Source organism: Rivularia sp. PCC 7116, from assembly GCF_000316665.1.
Lineage (GTDB): Bacteria > Cyanobacteriota > Cyanobacteriia > Cyanobacteriales > Nostocaceae > Rivularia.
Genome location: NC_019678.1, coordinates 2,738,204 through 2,755,233, shown reverse-complemented (window position 1 = coordinate 2,755,233; position 17,030 = coordinate 2,738,204). Strand labels below are relative to the sequence as shown.

Annotated in this window: 11 protein-coding genes; 8 read left to right on the top strand and 3 right to left on the bottom strand. The window is 36.3% G+C overall.

Translation table 11 applies throughout. The features are described from left to right. The first annotated feature begins 351 nt into the window (after nucleotides 1-351). Both drmB and drmC read left to right on the top strand, forming a co-directional pair. Nucleotides 352-2,214 (top strand): DUF1998 domain-containing protein, encoded by a 1,863-nt coding sequence (gene drmB / locus RIV7116_RS10750; protein WP_015118325.1) that lies wholly within the window; start codon nucleotides 352-354, stop codon nucleotides 2,212-2,214. A 5-nt stretch (nucleotides 2,215-2,219) separates the two neighbouring features. Continuing rightward, nucleotides 2,220-3,014 (top strand): DISARM system phospholipase D-like protein DrmC, encoded by a 795-nt coding sequence (gene drmC, locus RIV7116_RS10745; RefSeq protein WP_015118324.1) that lies wholly within the window; start codon nucleotides 2,220-2,222, stop codon nucleotides 3,012-3,014. Nucleotides 3,015-3,481: 467 nt separating this feature from the next. Here drmC and RIV7116_RS10740 read toward each other — a convergent pair whose 3' ends face one another. Then, on the bottom strand, nucleotides 3,482-4,126 hold the full coding sequence (locus RIV7116_RS10740) for a Uma2 family endonuclease (RefSeq protein WP_015118323.1): 645 nt from the start codon (nucleotides 4,124-4,126) through the stop codon (nucleotides 3,482-3,484). A 234-nt stretch (nucleotides 4,127-4,360) separates the two neighbouring features. Here RIV7116_RS10740 and RIV7116_RS10735 point away from each other — a divergent pair, with 234 nt between their 5' ends. The 4 genes from RIV7116_RS10735 to RIV7116_RS10715 all read left to right on the top strand — a co-directional run bounded on the left by RIV7116_RS10735 (nucleotide 4,361) and on the right by RIV7116_RS10715 (nucleotide 9,555). Next, nucleotides 4,361-4,996, top strand: coding sequence for a hypothetical protein (locus RIV7116_RS10735; RefSeq protein WP_015118322.1), 636 nt, complete (start codon nucleotides 4,361-4,363; stop codon nucleotides 4,994-4,996). A gap of 605 nt (nucleotides 4,997-5,601) precedes the next feature. Then, nucleotides 5,602-7,746, top strand: coding sequence for a hypothetical protein (locus tag RIV7116_RS10725; RefSeq protein ID WP_044290869.1), 2,145 nt, complete (start codon nucleotides 5,602-5,604; stop codon nucleotides 7,744-7,746). Between the two features lie 132 nt (nucleotides 7,747-7,878). Then, nucleotides 7,879-8,733 carry a DUF72 domain-containing protein gene (locus tag RIV7116_RS10720; RefSeq protein WP_015118320.1) on the top strand — a complete coding sequence of 285 codons (855 nt, stop codon included), beginning with the start codon at nucleotides 7,879-7,881 and terminating at the stop codon, nucleotides 8,731-8,733. 381 nt (nucleotides 8,734-9,114) lie between these two features. Beyond that, nucleotides 9,115-9,555 carry a hypothetical protein gene (locus RIV7116_RS10715; protein WP_015118319.1) on the top strand — a complete coding sequence of 147 codons (441 nt, stop codon included), beginning with the start codon at nucleotides 9,115-9,117 and terminating at the stop codon, nucleotides 9,553-9,555. A gap of 244 nt (nucleotides 9,556-9,799) precedes the next feature. On the opposite strand, the gene RIV7116_RS10710 is transcribed toward RIV7116_RS10715, so the two are convergent. Both RIV7116_RS10710 and RIV7116_RS10705 read right to left on the bottom strand, forming a co-directional pair. Continuing rightward, the gene (locus tag RIV7116_RS10710; RefSeq protein WP_015118318.1) at nucleotides 9,800-11,167 is read right to left on the bottom strand and encodes a (Fe-S)-binding protein; all 1,368 of its coding nucleotides are present in this window, start codon (nucleotides 11,165-11,167) and stop codon (nucleotides 9,800-9,802) included. 141 nt (nucleotides 11,168-11,308) lie between these two features. Further along, nucleotides 11,309-12,598, bottom strand: coding sequence for an FAD-binding oxidoreductase (locus RIV7116_RS10705; protein WP_015118317.1), 1,290 nt, complete (start codon nucleotides 12,596-12,598; stop codon nucleotides 11,309-11,311). A 639-nt stretch (nucleotides 12,599-13,237) separates the two neighbouring features. Here RIV7116_RS10705 and RIV7116_RS10700 point away from each other — a divergent pair. Both RIV7116_RS10700 and RIV7116_RS10695 read left to right on the top strand, forming a co-directional pair. After that, entirely contained in the window at nucleotides 13,238-15,826 is a 2,589-nt protein-coding gene (locus RIV7116_RS10700; protein ID WP_015118316.1) for a histidine kinase dimerization/phosphoacceptor domain -containing protein, read from the top strand. Then, nucleotides 15,823-16,950, top strand: coding sequence for an ATP-binding protein (locus RIV7116_RS10695; protein WP_015118315.1), 1,128 nt, complete (start codon nucleotides 15,823-15,825; stop codon nucleotides 16,948-16,950). Before RIV7116_RS10700 ends, RIV7116_RS10695 begins: the two co-directional genes overlap by 4 nt. Nucleotides 16,951-17,030 lie beyond the last annotated feature (80 nt).

Below are 17,030 nucleotides of genomic sequence, written 5' to 3'. Positions count from 1 at the left end.
TAGCCAATGATAATTAGTCAGGGATATTTAGCCAGGGATATTTAGCCAATGATATTTAGCCCATGATAATTAACCAACGATAATTAACCAACGATATTTAATCAGGGATTGAAAATCCCTGTCTAAAAGCAAAAGTCGTCTTAAGACGACTGTGGAACAAATAATCAATCATGGTTTATTCATCTTCCAGATGAATTTAGCTATGAGACAGAGATTTTCAATCTCTGTGTCTTAAGACGACTGTGGAACAAATAATCAATCATAGTTTATTCCTCTTCCAGAGGAATTTAGCTATGAGACAGAGATTTTCAATCTCTGTGACTCTGTGAATAAAAGATTTTATGAATAGATATGAGTAAATCTAACAAAAAAATTCCCCCAGCAGGACAAATTCGCCAAAGTCAAATTCTTTCGACATTCGGTTCCGGTTCGATGGTAGATTTACCGGAACATTCCGTATTAATCGCAGGTTTAAGCCATTGGCGTGGTGATAAAAGAAACATATCAGAAGAACGTTTACAAGCCAGAGTTGCTGAAATCTTACAAGTTTCGAGTATCAAACTGTATGCGCCACCAGTTAACGAACAAGACCCAAAAGCAAACCGTACAGGAATAAATGCTTTTATGTTTCCTACTTGGTTTTTAGCTCAGGTAGAGGAAACTTGGTTTGATAGCAAAACTCAAAAAAATTATCGTACTCGTCCCCTATTACCTTGGGGAAGTTTAGTTTCTGGGAAATATCTCAATTCTGAAAAAAAGAAAGTACCTGTTGTACCCGTTCGCTTCGTTCAAGCCTGCGTCAAAGGACATCTTAGCGATATTGATTGGTATACCTTCGTACATCAAGACTCCCAAAAAAGATGTCGAGGACAATTATGGTTAGATGAAGGAGGTTCCGGTAATGACTTTGCAGAAATTTACGTCCGTTGCGAAGCCTGCAAAGCTCGTCGTCCCCTTGCAGATGCAACAGTTCCCAACGCAAAAGTTTTGGGTCCTTGTGAAGGACATCGCCCCTGGATTGGTGATTTTGCCAAAGAACCCCAATGTATAAACGAAAAGAAAGGTAAACCCGAATATAATCGTTTATTAGTTCGTTCTGCTAGCAACGCTTATTTTTCTCAACTTCTCAGCGTTATTTCCCTTCCAGACTCAGACACAGCTTTGCGAGACGCGGTTAGTATAGTCTACGAAGATTTTCTACAGTATGCAGAAGATGCTAGGGATGTAAGAAAAGAACGTAAAAAACAAAAGGTATTCGTAGCAATAGAAAGATTTAGCGATGAGGAAGTTTGGCAGGAAATTCAACGCCGACAAAGCGGACAAGTCAAAGAACATAAAAGCATTAAACAAGTAGAAATTGAGACATTACTTTCAAGTCCCGTAGAAGTTGGAGAAGACGTACCCGAAAGCGATTTTTACGCTACAGCCAGAGATTTAAGTAATTTAAAACCTAAATTTACTTCGCTGATTGAGCGTATCGTTTTAGTTCATCGTCTCCGGGAAGTTATCGCTCAAGTAGGTTTTACCCGCTTTGAAGCCGAAATGCCCGATATTGATGGCGAACTTGATATCAGCGTCAGACGTGCTGCATTGGATGTTGAACCTACTTGGGTTCCTGCAATTGAGAATAGAGGCGAAGGTGTATTTATTGCTTTTCGTAACGAAGCCATTGAAGAATGGTTACAGCGACAAGCAGTGAAAAAACGGGGACGAGAATTATCAAGGGGATTTGATATCTGGTGCGCTCGTAAAGGTATCGACCAAGAAGTAGATAAAGTCAAATTTCCCGGACTGCCATATGTAATGCTGCATTCCTTGTCACACTTACTAATTACAGCAGTATCCCTCGAATGCGGTTATGCAGCAAGTTCCATCCGCGAACGTGTTTATGCTGGTGAAGCGGGATATGGAATACTTTTATATACAGGTTCCGCAGGTTCGGAAGGTACATTAGGCGGATTAGTAGAAGTTGGGAAACGGATTGAATACCATTTAGAATCAGCCTTAGAACAAGGTAAATTATGTTCAAATGACCCAGTTTGCGCCCAACACAAAGCAGATAACGAAGAAGAAGAAAGATTTTTACACGGTTCCGCTTGTCACGGATGCTTGTTGATTGCAGAAACATCGTGCGAACGTCGTAATGAATTTTTGGATAGGGCTTTGGTTGTGTCTACAGTTGAAAGTTTGGGAGCAGAGTTTTTCCGCAGTTAACTATAATGACCTTTCTTAAACTCAGTCGTCCTAACTTGGATAAACTGGCAACAGCGCTTCTTACCAGAAGACTTTCCCCACCCTTTCTCATATCCAGTATTCTCAATTACGTACCCGTAAATTTAAGCCAAGAAATAGTAGACGAACTAAATCGCTTAAATTCCCAAGGTGTAGACTGTAAACACATTGCTTATACCTTACGCTTGCTTGCACAAGAAAAAGATAATTCTCAACGAATACGCGATCGCATTAATTTAGTATGGACTGGTCCAGAAATTACTGGTTCCCGAAGTCGCGATACTGGTGTAGTCGTCCGCGAACTTTTCAGTAAAGCCAAAAAAAGCGTTTTGATTTCCAGTTTTGCTATTGATAAAGGCGAAAAAGCCCAGAGATTATTTGAAGTACTTGCACAACGAATGGAAGTAAACCCAGAACTTGATGTTCAGATGTTTCTTAATATCAAACGTCCTCATCAAAGCAAAGTTGCAGAGTCAATTTTATTGAGAGAATTTGCAGACACCTTTCGTCATGATATTTGGTCTGGGAAAAGACTGCCGAAACTATTTTATGACACCCGCTCCTTAGCACTAGATACCAAACAAAAATCTTGTTTACACGCCAAATGTATTGCTGTAGATGAAGCACAAGTACTCGTAACATCCGCCAATTTTACACAAGCGGCTCACGAACGGAATATTGAAGCAGGTGTATTACTGAACGATACAAGCATAGCCCAAGCATTGCGTCTACAGTTTGATGCTTTAGTATCTCAAAAAATCTTACGTCCAATATTGATTTAAATCTAATTTAATCTTAGTTATTTCATTTCTTATGTTGAAGAAATTGCATTTTTGATTTCAGTAAAAACGTTTTAGGAGATTACATATTGAGAGCGATCGCCCTTTGAAGTAAAACTATAATAGTAATGATTATTACTTTTAATGATATATTTACTTATGAAAAACCTATTCATAAACCTATATTTGCTTAGTGATATGACTAAAATAAAAGCTAGAAGAAAGCCAATGTAAAAATCAAAAGATTTGTTCTTTTTGCAGCGCTTCAAACCCTTATATGGCAAGCATTAGGAAAAATGTACAACTTGATTGTTCAATTTTTGAGAATAGCTGACACAAATTGTACAACTTTATTTTTTCAAGTATCCGAAATTTGCAACGATATAATAGGTATTCCAGGATTTGAAATTGTACAATTTTATTGTACGCCGACAATTATTTATAAACACAACACTTAAAAAGCAATCGTATTAATTCTGTATTTGCTCTCTTACCCAATTTCTAAAAGCTTTGATTACAAAATTTCTACCTGCTGTTTTACTTTGTTCAAGGTATTGAGGTAAAATTTCAGCTAAATCAAAATTAGGAAAGGTTTTACTTTGCTCGGATACTACATAATCACCATTTTGTAATAAATTTATTTGTAATTTACCTTTTTCAAATCGCCAAAGTTCTGGGACTTTCAACGCTTCATAAATACTTGGATGAGTTCGAGAAGTAACATCAATTTCTAGAGCTAAATCGGGAGGTGGATCTTGTGTTAGGTCGAGTCGCTTTTTCCCACGGATTTTGCTTTCATTTTCTATATAAAAACATTGGTCTGGTTCTATTCCTTGAAGCATTATCTGATTTTTAAAAGTCGTGGAACCCAAACTTCTAAATTCAATTTCTAATTCTTCTAAAAGTGCTTTTACTAAATCACCAATTATTTCTTTATCATCTTCATGTTCTGGTAATGGAGCCATAATTTCCAGCACCCCTCTATCATAAGCAATACGCGCAGCCCGATGTTCTCCGAGTTCTTCAATAATTGCTTCAAATTCTTCCCAGGTGACATCACGTAACAATACCCTTTGTCCTGGTGGAACATCAATACGTCTAATGCTTAAGAGCATATTACCACTCCCAGTATTTCAGCGATTACTAATAGCTTAATTCGCTTCCTAGATTTGTTGCCATAATTTCTGTAAACTACAATTATTCCTATCCTGCTAGAAGATTACTGATTAACAAAACACAGAGAATATCAAGGAAAGAAGTCAACAGAGATAGGAAATTCTAGAACGGTTCAATAAGCAGAAGTTATGGTGTTATAAAAGATAAAAATATTTATTGAGGATAAGGGTGTAATGGACGAACTTATCAAAAAAATCGCCGGATTAGGATTTCCTGGAATCATATTAATCGCAGTTATGGCAAGTACAGGTTTAACAGGTGCTGCTGCAATTACTGCTGCTTTAGCGTTTTTAGGTGGTCCAGCCGGAATGCTTGGTGGAATCACAGTTTTGGGATTAACGGGATTGATTGCAGATGCTTTAACAAATGTCGGTTTAGAAGAGTTGCTAACAGCAGTTTATTGTCAGAGAAGACAATCGGAACCCCAGGGAAAATTATTAGAAGAAATTAATTTTTTATCGCTATTTGATGGTGATTTAAAAGAAAGACTCAAAGCTACGGTAACGGATGTATGTGGCTGTAATACTATAGTTGCTCAAGCAATTACAGATGATACCGAAGAAGTTATTGCTATTTTAGAGTATGTTCCCGGTATGACTCGCGCTCATCATCGAGATTTTAAAAGTTCTAATCCAGTTATGCGGTTAAGGGATGGTTCGGTTGTCAAAACTTGGAAAAATCCCTTTGGGGTTGACCACGTTTTTATTGCCGATAGAAATGACAATATGATTTACGGTGGTTTTGTTGGCTGGATTCATAGCGATGGGCTGAATGCGGCGATTGCTCGAATTCGACGGAATTATGCTTAAAACTCTGGAGTAGGTATCCTTGCTCCACAGAATCGACTTCGCGACTATTAATATCTAAACTGTAACCTACACTACTAAAACTAAATACTAAAAAGTAACAATAATATCTTCAATGTCACTTTCTCTTTGCAAAAATAGAATTTAGTTTAAATAACAAAAAAAACTTTATTTTATTAACACTATGTTTTGTATTTACTAAACAAAATTTTTTATAATTCACAAATTATTTCAAGCAATCCGTTTGATATGAAAATCGGCTTAAATACTTACTGAAATTAAATTTTTTCTAGAGAATATTTCTTTAGTTAGATGATAAATATCGAGATGATCTAGCATAATCATTTCCAGATAAATCGTTTCTCGATCAATCATTTCTAATTAATCGATCTAAATCTCGTTCCAACCGCTTTAAAGATTGGAACATAATTTATTTTCATATCAATCCAGTAGCAATTTATTGATGCTATGAGCTGCGCTAGTTCTGGAGCTATAAAACCATAATATCTATATAGCATTTTCAAGACTGCGTCTTTAAATACATTTAAACGCCACATATATATTATTTAATCAAAATGAATCTACAAAGTCTCGAAACAAATTTAAAAATGAATAACAATACCGCATCTCACCACTCATTGCATAAAGACGTACTCTCTACTGACAACTATCTCGGAGAACATTTTAGAAACCATTCATTAACTGGATCGTCTCAATCTCATCCTCTTAGTTTTGAAGAAGACTTTTCGAGTGAAGTCACAGATAAAGTTTTAATTTCGCAGTTTGTGGATCTGAAGTCAGAAGATCTTCAACCTGAAGCCGCTTTCAATGAAACTCCTATCTCTATAGAGTTTATTGATGGAGAAATAGGAAAAAGAATAAGTATTCCTGTTTTCAATGACAATTTAGATGGGAATAGCCAGGTTAATTTATCCTCAAAAAACTCCTCAAAAAACTTTACAGATAACACAGTTATAGGGAATCAGAATGCGGCAGTTACGGTTGCTGAAGAATCGCCTTATAAGAACGTTAATTCTTTCGATACATTACCAGCTTCTGATGTAAACAATCTTGAAATAAATATCCAAACCGTAGGTGATGATACTGGTCATTTAAACGACATTTCACTTAGTCAGGTTGAAGGAAATCAGTACGCTAATCATAACGGAGTTGCATCCGATGAAACTTTTGATAATCAAAGCATATTGCAAACACAAAGTTTTCAAGATGCAACATTCAATTCCCAAGATAAGGGCGAGTATTTAGATCCGAGCGTTTTACCAGTTCAAGGCACTATTACTGGTGGAAGCGAAGAGGGAATTTTACTCAACTCAGAAATAGAAAACAATCCCAGCATCCGCAATGTAGGCTTTAGAGAATTTAACAATCCTGCTGACGCTCAACAAACTTGGGTGATTATCCACGGTTGGAACGATACACCCGATGGACAATTTACAGAATTAGCACAAGAAATTGCTGCTGCAAATACTGGCGATCGCGTACTCTTATTAGACTGGAGAGAAGCAGCTTATAACGCAGACGGGATTAATGGAATTGATTTGAGTGCTTTAGGTAAAGGGAATTTCCGAGCAGCTAGCTGGATCGATCCGGTGGCTGAATTCGCAGTGGAAGCACTAAATGATTATTACGGCATAGATAGTCTGGGAGCTTCCCAAAGTTTAAACTTAATTGGTCATAGTTTGGGTTCTTTGGTAAGCGCGGAAATAGGAAGACTTTATCGAGACGGATTAACTGTAGAAAACGAAACTGTAGTAACTGGCAACAATGAAGGTGCTAGAACAATCACCGCTTTAGATCCTCCCTCAGCAAGAAATCGCGATGAAAATCCATTGGCTGTAGATCCTCTTGAAGATATCTATGATGTAGATGGCAGGATAGAAGGTATTCAAACCCCCCAAACATTTGCAGATACTTCGGTATTTTCTAGAGCATATGTGGGTGAAAAAAGTATTGCCGGAAATAAAGTATTAGCTCTTGGTGCTGACGAAGCTTTTGAAATGACTTTCGGAACTAACTCCGAACTTACCGATTTTGGTAGGGAACACACTAGAGTTGTTAGTGCTTTCATAAATACAATCAATCAACAAGGTGTACTCGGAGATTTACTTGGATTGGATGCTTATCAATCCCTTGAAACAATGTCCATTGATGATTTAGGAGAGTTACAAATTATTGAAGGAAGCGACAAAGGTTTCAAAGGAATTATTAATGTTAACGAAGACAACTTAGTAACTTCATTAGCTGGAATATTAAAAGCAGGAAATCAAGACGACATAGTTATCGGAAGTTACACCAATGAAGAAATGCACGGTACAGATTTATTAAATTTTGGTGCAGATAGTCCCTACGCTGGTGACCATAATGATATTTTCTTTGGTGAATCTGGTAATGATATGATTCTCGGCGATGATAACGACGATATTCTTATCGGTGGCATCGGTACAGATATTCTTAATGGTGGTGCTGGAATAGACACATTTATTTTCAAACCCGGTGATGGTGGTGCAGATAAATCGAGTACCAATATTATTGAAGACTTTGAACTTGGTATCGATAAAATTGGTTTGACAGACATGAGCTTCGATCAACTAACTTTTGAAGAATCATCCAATGGAACATTAATTATGGCTGGTTCAGAAATTATCGCATTCCTTAAAAATACCAAAGTCCAAGAAATTCAAAATGCAGAATACTTTATAAATGTAGGTGAAAATCAATTCGCAGTTAGTTAAAAAAATGTTATTGGGCATAGAATTGCTATGGGCGTTTATTTACTTAAAAGACATTTCCCATGCCCCATGCCCAATTCCCCATTCCCGGCTGAAATGATATGTTGAAAATATCAACTATCTTAAAATTGGATTGTGAATTTCTTCATTGGGTGCGCTGTTTGGTCTTATAAAGGTTGGGTAGGCGAATTTTATCCTCAAGGTACTCCACCAAAAGATTTTCTCCGTCTCTACAGTCGTCGCTTCACCACTGTAGAAGGGAACACTACTTTTTATGCATTACCAAGTCAAGAAACTGTTAAACGTTGGGCTGCTCAAACGCCCCCAGAGTTTAAATTTTGTTTAAAGTTATCGCGAAATATTACTCATAACGGCTCGCTCAAACCTCATATCAAAGATGCTTTAAAATTTGCGGAAATTATGCGTCCTTTAGATACTCGTTTAGCGCCGATATTTGCACAGTTACCACCTTCTTATGCACCCTCATCACTCGGCGATTTAACCGCATTCATCGAAGCTTGGCAACAAACACAACTACCTTTAGCAATAGAAGTCAGACATCGCGATTGGTTCAAACAACCCCACGCAGATAAGTTAACAAACCTTTTGCACAAATTCGGTGTAGGAAAAGTCATACTCGATTCTCGTCCGATTTATACGGGAGAAAATGACCCACAACTCGGTTCAGAACGACGAAAACCTCAATTACCAGTTTTATTTGAACTTACGGCACCATTTACTTTGATTCGCTTTATATCTCACCCCAATTCATCCATAAATCAGCCGTTTATGGAAGAGTGGGTAACTTATATTAAAGAATGGTTGCAATCAGACAAGCAAATTTACTTCTTTGTCCACTGTCCCCAGGAAGAAAAGTCGCCGCAAACAGCCCGCAGCTTTTACAACTTATTAGCACAAAGGGATATAGGTGTCTCACCCCTACCTTGGAATCAAAATAATCATCATCCAAAACAACTAAGTCTCTGGTGACTTGCACTATTAGCTAGTTGTGGTAAGTTGAAAGAAGTAGATAAAAATTAATCGCAAAAATATAGAATTTCCTTGAAGGTTGATGCAAATATTCATCTACCTTTAAAGATTCTGAAAACTTCTATATACTCGTAATGTAGAAGTAACTTTTAGCAGCAGTAAATACCATTTCAAACTTTTGGCAGTTCGCTGGTTTTTTATCAAAAAAATTTATTATCTCTGTCAAGAAAAATTATCTAAATGGTATCGTATTAGCTTTTCTAAATCCATTTGCAATTTATATTGTAAAGGATTGATAATTCTGCTTGCTAAAACTTCCCCCACTACTTTTGCGATACTACTTTATCTCCTTGGGTCGCATTTATATATCAGGAAGTTTCTATGAACAACTTACTTTATGAAGAGTCAGTGTCCTATAAAGGATATCTCATAATACCATTTGTATTCGGTAAAGCAGATAATTACGAAATTTATTCGTATAAATTGTTATCGCAAATTGGGTCTAAAAGTCAGTACCATAAGGCAGAGAATCCCGCAAAAATTTATGGCAGTAGCATTGAGAATATAATAAATATCGCTAAAGAACACATTGAAAATAATTCAGATTTTGTTAGCGATGGCGATATGTTTAAACACCGCTATGTATTCCGCAATAATTTAATTATTGTTTCTCAAGAAGCCGGTAAATATTATTACGACCATTATCTACCAGACTCATTAAATAATATTGCCGCACCAAAGTTATTTAATTCAGAATATGAATGCTGGTGCTGGGTAAACCAGGGAATTAATTCGTTAAATGTAGGACAGAAAGTTCAGTAGAAATATTTTACCTGGCGCTGCCGAATACAGATATGAATTTATTTTGGTATCTAACAGCAACCCCCTAAATCTCCCAATTTTGAGGGAGTTTGAAATATATTTCCCTCCCAGGCTTGGGGGGCTATTCATATTTTTAATCAGCAACGCTTTTTACCTGACACCCGTACAGATTCCCACGGATTTTACCCGTGGGACTTTTAATCGAAAGGCAGGCTTGTTAGGAAGACGTGAATAATTCAGTCATTTATTCTTGCAACTTAACCCCTCTGATGGCGTAATCCAACAACTCCATAGGATGCATTACCTTTATTTGCTTATCCTGCTTATTTAAATGCTTAGTAATTTGCAAACTACAGCCAGGATTTGGGGAAGCAATCATCGAAGCACCTGTATTCACCAAGTTTCTGGCTTTTTGCTCTCCTAATTCTTCCGCTACTTCCGGTTGCAGCATGTTATAAACTCCTGCGCTACCGCAACATAAAGCCGCATCAAGAGGCTCGCGTAATTGTATATTAGGAATCTGACGCAACAGTTGACGGGGTTGAACGCTGATTTTTTGCCCGTGTAATAAATGACAAGCATCTTGATAAACCATTGTCAGGGTTTCATCTGTCAAAGGCGATAATTTAGCCGTTAAACCTACCATAACTAGAAATTCTTGCGAATCTTTAACCTTATTAGCAAATTCTTGGGCTTTATCTTTATATTCTGGGTCATCTTCTAAAATATGACCGTATTCTTTCAAAGTATGACCGCAACCGGCGGCATTGATAATTACATAGTCTACATCCATGTCTGCAAAACTATCAATCATCTGTCTTGCCAAAGCTTGAGCTTGTGCGGTTTGCCCCTGATGTTCTGGAAGTGCAGCACAACAGCCTTGAGATTTGGGAATTACCACTTCGCAACCATTCGCGGTTAATACTCGCACGGTGGCTTCATTTACGGGGGAGAAAAATAACCGCTGCACGCATCCTAAAATTACTCCTACCCGGTAACGTTTTTCATTCTGCGCTGGAATAATCGTAGGATAATTATCTCTAAAAGATTTGCCGGTAACTTCTGGAAGAATAGATTCCATCGCCGCTAAGCGGGGAGATATCTTTTCAAGTAAACCAGTGGCTCTAATTAATTTTGGTAATCCCAACTTTTGATAAATAAATAAAGGCACTAATAGAAGTCGCAATCTTTGGGGATAAGGAAACAGTGAAAAAATTAATTGTCGAAATAACTTATCTGGTAAACTGCGGGGATAATTGCGAGCAACTTGGTGACGAGTAGCGCTTATTAATTTGTCGTATTCTACACCGGAAGGGCAAGTAGTGACGCAAGCTAAACAGCCCAAACAAGAATCAAAATGTTGAGTTGTTGCCGTATTTAAAGCAATTTCTCCTTCATTCACAGCATCCATTAAATAGATTCTTCCGCGTGGGGAATCCATTTCTTTGCCGATTACCCTGTAACTGGGACAAGTTGAAAGACAAAAACCGCAATGGACACAGGTATCAATTAATTTGGGTTCCGGCGGATGATTATCATCAAAGCCTTGTAGATTTTCCAAAGAAGCAATCTTATTTTCTTTCTTATTTTCGTTATTTTCTGAAAGTTGCATAATTAATTGTTAGTAGATGGGAATTGGTAATGGGTAATTGGTAATTGGTAATTGGGCATGGGGCATGGGGCATTGGTAATTGCTAACTCGCTACTTGCGACTGATAACTGTTCACTGCTCACTGTTCACTGTTAACTGCTCTTAAATTCCCCCTACAAATCTGCCTGGACTTAAAACATTCTCGCTATCAAATTGTTTTTTAATTGCTCGCATTAATTCCAATCCATTACCGCTATAACCCCAAACATCTAGCTTTTGCTTAACTTCTATTGGTGCTGATAATATCGTTAGAAAACCACTATGTAGCTCGCACAATTTTCGCATTTCTAACACCCTTGTTTCATCTTCAATTCTCAACATTCCCAAGCCGCTAGATATATTAATCAAACCCAATTGTGCTCGATCTAAAATTTCTACGGCAGTATTTGGCAATACTCCTATTTTGCAGGTAATTTCCGCTCCAGGCTCAGCTAAATGTATTTGTTCTGGCAATCTCTGCCATAAGCTTTGTTCTTCTTCGCCGGAATAAGTTACTTTCGCTAATCCTAATTTTTCCCCTATTTGCAAAACTTGATTTAACTGTTCCTTTACGCTTTCGGCAATACTCTCGAAGCGAACAACTAAGGCTAATTCTTTTCCCAATCCCATACTCGATACTAGTTGAGCGGAAAGTAAGTCTGCTTGTGTAGGTGTTAAAGCAGAACCGCGAATGGTATCTGCTGCTTGCGATATGGCTGCTTTACTACCCAATAACATCGCCGTACCCGAAGCTGACTGCATCGGATATAACCGAAATGTAGCTTCTGTAATTATGCTGAGAGTACCGTAAGAACCGGTAAATAATTTCATCAGATCGTAACCGGCAACATTTTTGACGACTCTGCCACCAGCACGAGCAATTTGACCGTCAGCACGCACGAAGGTGACACCTAATAATTGGTCGCGGACGCTACCGTAACGCTGTCGTAAAGACCCCGTATCGCCGGTAGCTATTATGCCACCAATCGTTGCTAAATTGGGCACTGTTGGGTTAAGGGCAAAGATTTGATTGTGTTTGGCTAAAATTGTTTGAATATCGGCAAATTTGACTCCTGCTTCTACTGTTAGAGTTAAATCACCTACAGCATGATTGATAATTTTGTTTAGACGTTGCGTACTAACAACGATATCAATATCTGTTGCCAGACTACCCCATTTGAGTTTACTGCCGTTTCCACAAGGTAAAACACGCCATTTATTGCGATAAGCTTCGCTAATAACTGCGGCAAGCTGTTCCTGGGTTTGAGGATAAACCACACACTTGGGAAGATTCCCCGGTGATATCGCTTGCTTTACCTGTTTGCTACCCAATTCATAAGTTAGATTTTCTTCTCCTACAATAGATGCAAGAATAGAATGGTAGACGTTCAGCGTACCCTGTTCGCTAGACATCGGTTTCCCCGGTATATTTTTTGATTGCTTAATCTTAATTTACTGTTTTATACAGCGAAAATGCGATAAATATTTTTTTGATTACTATTAATGGTAGTTAAAAAACATTCAGTATCTCTTCATGGTTTCTTAATCTCAATTATTCAGCACTTATTCCAACATAATTAGCAAGTCAGTAGTAACCACGATGCTATAGCCTCATTTTTGACTTAAGCTAGCAACTGGAGAGAGCATATTTTTATCGGGGTAGCAATGTTAATTATCTTTAAAAAAAATATTTTTACGCCTACCATCAAGCATTATTTGACGCAATATGCTTATGTGGATTTGAATAATACTGCTTAGCTATAATTCTAAATTTTCAACTTATTATATATCTATACTTATCTAGCAATTTATATTATCTTACTAATTCAATTTCATCTTTATATTTTGCTGTAATAATCAATTGCAATATTGTTTTTCTGGTTTTATTGTCTTTGTATTATATAAAACTACTTTAAGTTTGAGTTTAATATCAAGCTTTGTTTAATTTAGTTAAATATCACAAATAGACTAGCTATTAAAATAATATTAATAATACATAATTATATAAAACTATTTGCTACAGCATGAATGTAGCTTTTATAAATTATTGCTATGCTTTTAGTTGCAGATGCCATTCAAGACTTCAGCCTAAAGGTTTCCCCAGAAACTTATTTAACAGAAATTTTCAATTTAATCGAAAAAAGCAGAAAAGATAATTTTAAATTTCAACAATTATTTGTTATAGAAAACTTGAAGCTATTAGGAATTATTAGAATTATAGATTTAGTTTGTATAATTAATTCAGAAAGGAACATAGACGAAACTAAAGTGGTGGATGCAATGAAGCCCGCAATTACTTTAAAATCTGACTATGAATATCATCAAGCTTTATCTTTGATGCAAGAAAATAGTATTTTACATTTACCTGTTATTGATGAAGCAGGAGAGATATTAGAAATCGTCAATTTAAGAGATATCGCTCAAAAAATACAGCTAGAAATTAATAATCAAAAGACAAATAAAAACGATAAAACAGATTTTGATGATTTGAGCCAACAGCTACAAGCAAGCATAAATGAACATAACAAATTAAAAGCAGAACGAGATAATTTAGCAAGTAAAAATAAATTATTGCAGCATAAAATATGCGATAGTCTTGCAACAGAAGCACAACTTTTGCAAACAACTAATGAATTACAAGAGTTATTTCAAGCTTTCCCCGATATCTACTTTCGTTTGAAAAGTGACGGTACTATTCTTAGCTGTCACGCTAACAACATTTCTGATTTGTATTTGCCACCCGAACCATTTTTAGGTAAAAAAATACAAGATGTAATACCATCAGAGATTGCTGCTCAATTTCAGAAAACTATTTCTCAAGTGCTGGAAACTAATTCCTTAGTTGCAATCGAATATTGTTTATCGTTAGCATCTGGAGAAAAAAATTTTGAAGCACGACTTCAAAAGACGATTGCAGATAATATTATAGTTATTGTTCGAGATATAACCGAACGCAAGCAAGCAGAAATAGAATTACAAACCGCTAAAGACGAATTAGAAATTAGAGTAGAGAAACGTACTTACGAATTACAAAATACAAACTCTCGTTTGCGACAAGAAATTATCGAACGTCAGCGAATTGAAGAAGAACTTCGCTATCGAATAGAATTTGAAAAGTTAATTACTACTATATCCACTGATTTTATTAATCTAGCTCCGAATCAAACAGATAACGGTATCAATCAAGCATTAAAATCTATTGGTGAATTTGTTGGAGTTGACCGTAGTTATGTATTTTTATTAACAGATAACAGCGAAAAGATTAATAACACGCATGAATGGTGTGTTTCAGAAATTCCATGCCGCATAGATGATTTGCAAGATATTTATGTTGAAGATGTAACTTTGTTTGTAGAAAAGCTTCACTCTGGTGAAACTTTGCAATTACAGGATGTACAGAATTTACTTGCACAAGAAACATTTGAAACAGAAGTTTTTAAAACTCAAGATATTAAATCTTTGATTATTTTACCGATTACTTGTAGCAGTAATTTAATCGGTTTTCTCGGTTTTGAATCTTTGACTACTACTACATGGACGGAAAACAGCATTATCCTGCTCAAAATAGTAGCAGAGATGCTGGGAAATGTTTTGGGGCGTAAGCGAGTTGAAGAAGCTTTAAGGGTAAGCGAGGAAAGATATGCGCGAGCAATAAGTGCCGGGAAGGTAGGGGTTTGGGAGTGGAATATTCACACTAACGAAGTTTATATTGACTCTAATTTAAAAGCAATGCTTGGGTATAAAGATGAAGAAATAGCCAATCAATTCAGCAGTTGGTTACGATTTGTACATTCGGGTGACGTAGATTTAGTCAAAGCTGAAATCAACGCTTATTTAGAAGAATTAATTCCTAAATATGAGATTGAACACCGAATGGTACACAGAGAAGGAAATGCCTTAGCATTTTTAACACGCGGTACGGTAATTCGGGATGATAATGGAGTACCGGCTTTTATGGCTGGTTCAAGTACCGATATTACAGTTCGCAAGCAAGTCGAAAATAAACTGAAGGCTTCTTTAAAAGAAAAAGAAGTATTACTCAAAGAGATTCATCACCGAGTTAAAAATAATTTACAGATAATTTCTAGTTTGTTACGTTTGCAATCTGGATATATTAAAGATAAACAAGCTCTAGAAATCTTTAAAGATAGCCAAAACCGCGTGCGAGCAATGGCTTTAATTCACGAAAATCTATATCAAACCAACGATTTAGCAAAAATAGAATTTGCCGAGTATATTCGCAAATTAAAACATAATCTAATTCGCTGTTATAACATTAATAATATTCAGATAAATACTAATATAGAAAAAACATTTTTGAAAATTGATACAGCTATTCCTTGTGGTTTAATTATCAACGAACTGATTTCTAATGCTATTAAACATGCTTTTAAAAACGCTGAAGAAGGAGAAATATACGTGGAGTTTATAAATTTGCAGGAAGGGAAGTATTCTTTATCCGTTAGCGATAATGGTACGGGAGCATCGGAAAATATTAATTCCTTGAAAAAACAATCTCTTGGCTTAGAACTTGTGTGGAATTTGGTAGAACAATTAGAAGGAACAATTATATATAGTTCTAAGCTAGGTACTTCATTTAGAATTACATTTACTGAGATTAACCAAGGAGAAGAAAAATGAAAGAGAAAATCCTGGTTGTAGAAGATGAAAGAATTATTGCCTGCGATATCAAATATTGTTTAGAAAGCCACGAATATATCGTCGTCGAAGTTGTCGCTTATGGAGAAAAAGCGATTTCTCTGGTAGAAGAATTACAGCCAGATTTAGTGTTGATGGATATGATGCTTAAAGGCGCGATGAATGGAATCGAAGCTGCCGAAATTATTATGAATAATTATAATATTCCGGTAGTTTTTCTCACGGCTCATTCCGATGAAAGTACTATTAAAAAAGCCAAGGCAACCCAACCTTTTGGTTACGTACTCAAACCTTTTGAAGAAACTCAACTCATTACTACTATTGAAATAGCTTTAAGCAAGCATCAAAAAGAAATTGTAATGAGAGATGAATTGCAAAAGGAAAAAGAAATGAGGGAATTAAAATCTCGTTTTGTATCAATGGTTAGCCACGAATTTCGCAATCCATTAAGCACAATTTTAAATACTACTGAATTACTTGCCAATCACAATCAGCAGTTAACAGAAAACAAAAAAGATGAATACTTGTATCACATACAAAATTCCGTAAAACATCTGAACCAACTGTTAAGCGATGTATTATTAGTAGGTAAAGCAGAAGTCCATCAAACTCAATTCAATCGGGCACCTTTAGATTTAGAAAAATTTTGCATAGATTTAGTAGAAGAAGTCAAACTAATCGCAACCGAAAAACATCAAATTATTTTAAAAGTTCAAGGATGCTGTTCGCAACAAGAAAAAAATAGCGCATCCGCAGATATAAAATTACCTCTTTTAGATGAAAAACTTCTGCGGCATATCTTTACCAATCTGCTATCCAATGCAATTAAATATTCTCCTCAAGGTGGAAGCATACAATTTGATTTATTTTGTTTACAAGGAGAAGCTATTTTCCGCATTCAAGATGAAGGTATTGGAATTCCACAAATAGAGCAAGATAACTTATTCGATTCTTTTCAAAGAGGTAGTAATGTTGGTCAAATCCCCGGACATGGATTAGGATTATCAATTGTCAAACAATATGTTGAACTCCATCAAGGAGAAATCAGTTTAATTAGTAAGGAAGGAGTGGGAACTACGTTTATTGTTACTATTCCGCTGGAATGAATGGAATGGGGACATGGGGAGATAAGGAGATGGGGGGATGGGGAGAAGAGGAGAAAAACATTAATTTCTAATTCTTACCA

Coding starts and splice junctions, on each gene's coding strand:
- drmB (WP_015118325.1), top strand. CDS start 352: ATGAGTAAATCTAACAAAAAAATTCCCCCAGCAGGACAAATTCGCCAA.
- RIV7116_RS10740 (WP_015118323.1), bottom strand. CDS start 4,126: ATGCTCTTAAGCATTAGACGTATTGATGTTCCACCAGGACAAAGGGTA.
- RIV7116_RS10705 (WP_015118317.1), bottom strand. CDS start 12,598: ATGTCTAGCGAACAGGGTACGCTGAACGTCTACCATTCTATTCTTGCA.
- RIV7116_RS10725 (WP_044290869.1), top strand. CDS start 5,602: ATGAATAACAATACCGCATCTCACCACTCATTGCATAAAGACGTACTC.
- RIV7116_RS10695 (WP_015118315.1), top strand. CDS start 15,823: ATGAAAGAGAAAATCCTGGTTGTAGAAGATGAAAGAATTATTGCCTGC.
- RIV7116_RS10735 (WP_015118322.1), top strand. CDS start 4,361: ATGGACGAACTTATCAAAAAAATCGCCGGATTAGGATTTCCTGGAATC.
- drmC (WP_015118324.1), top strand. CDS start 2,220: ATGACCTTTCTTAAACTCAGTCGTCCTAACTTGGATAAACTGGCAACA.
- RIV7116_RS10715 (WP_015118319.1), top strand. CDS start 9,115: ATGAACAACTTACTTTATGAAGAGTCAGTGTCCTATAAAGGATATCTC.
- RIV7116_RS10710 (WP_015118318.1), bottom strand. CDS start 11,167: ATGCAACTTTCAGAAAATAACGAAAATAAGAAAGAAAATAAGATTGCT.
- RIV7116_RS10700 (WP_015118316.1), top strand. CDS start 13,238: ATGCTTTTAGTTGCAGATGCCATTCAAGACTTCAGCCTAAAGGTTTCC.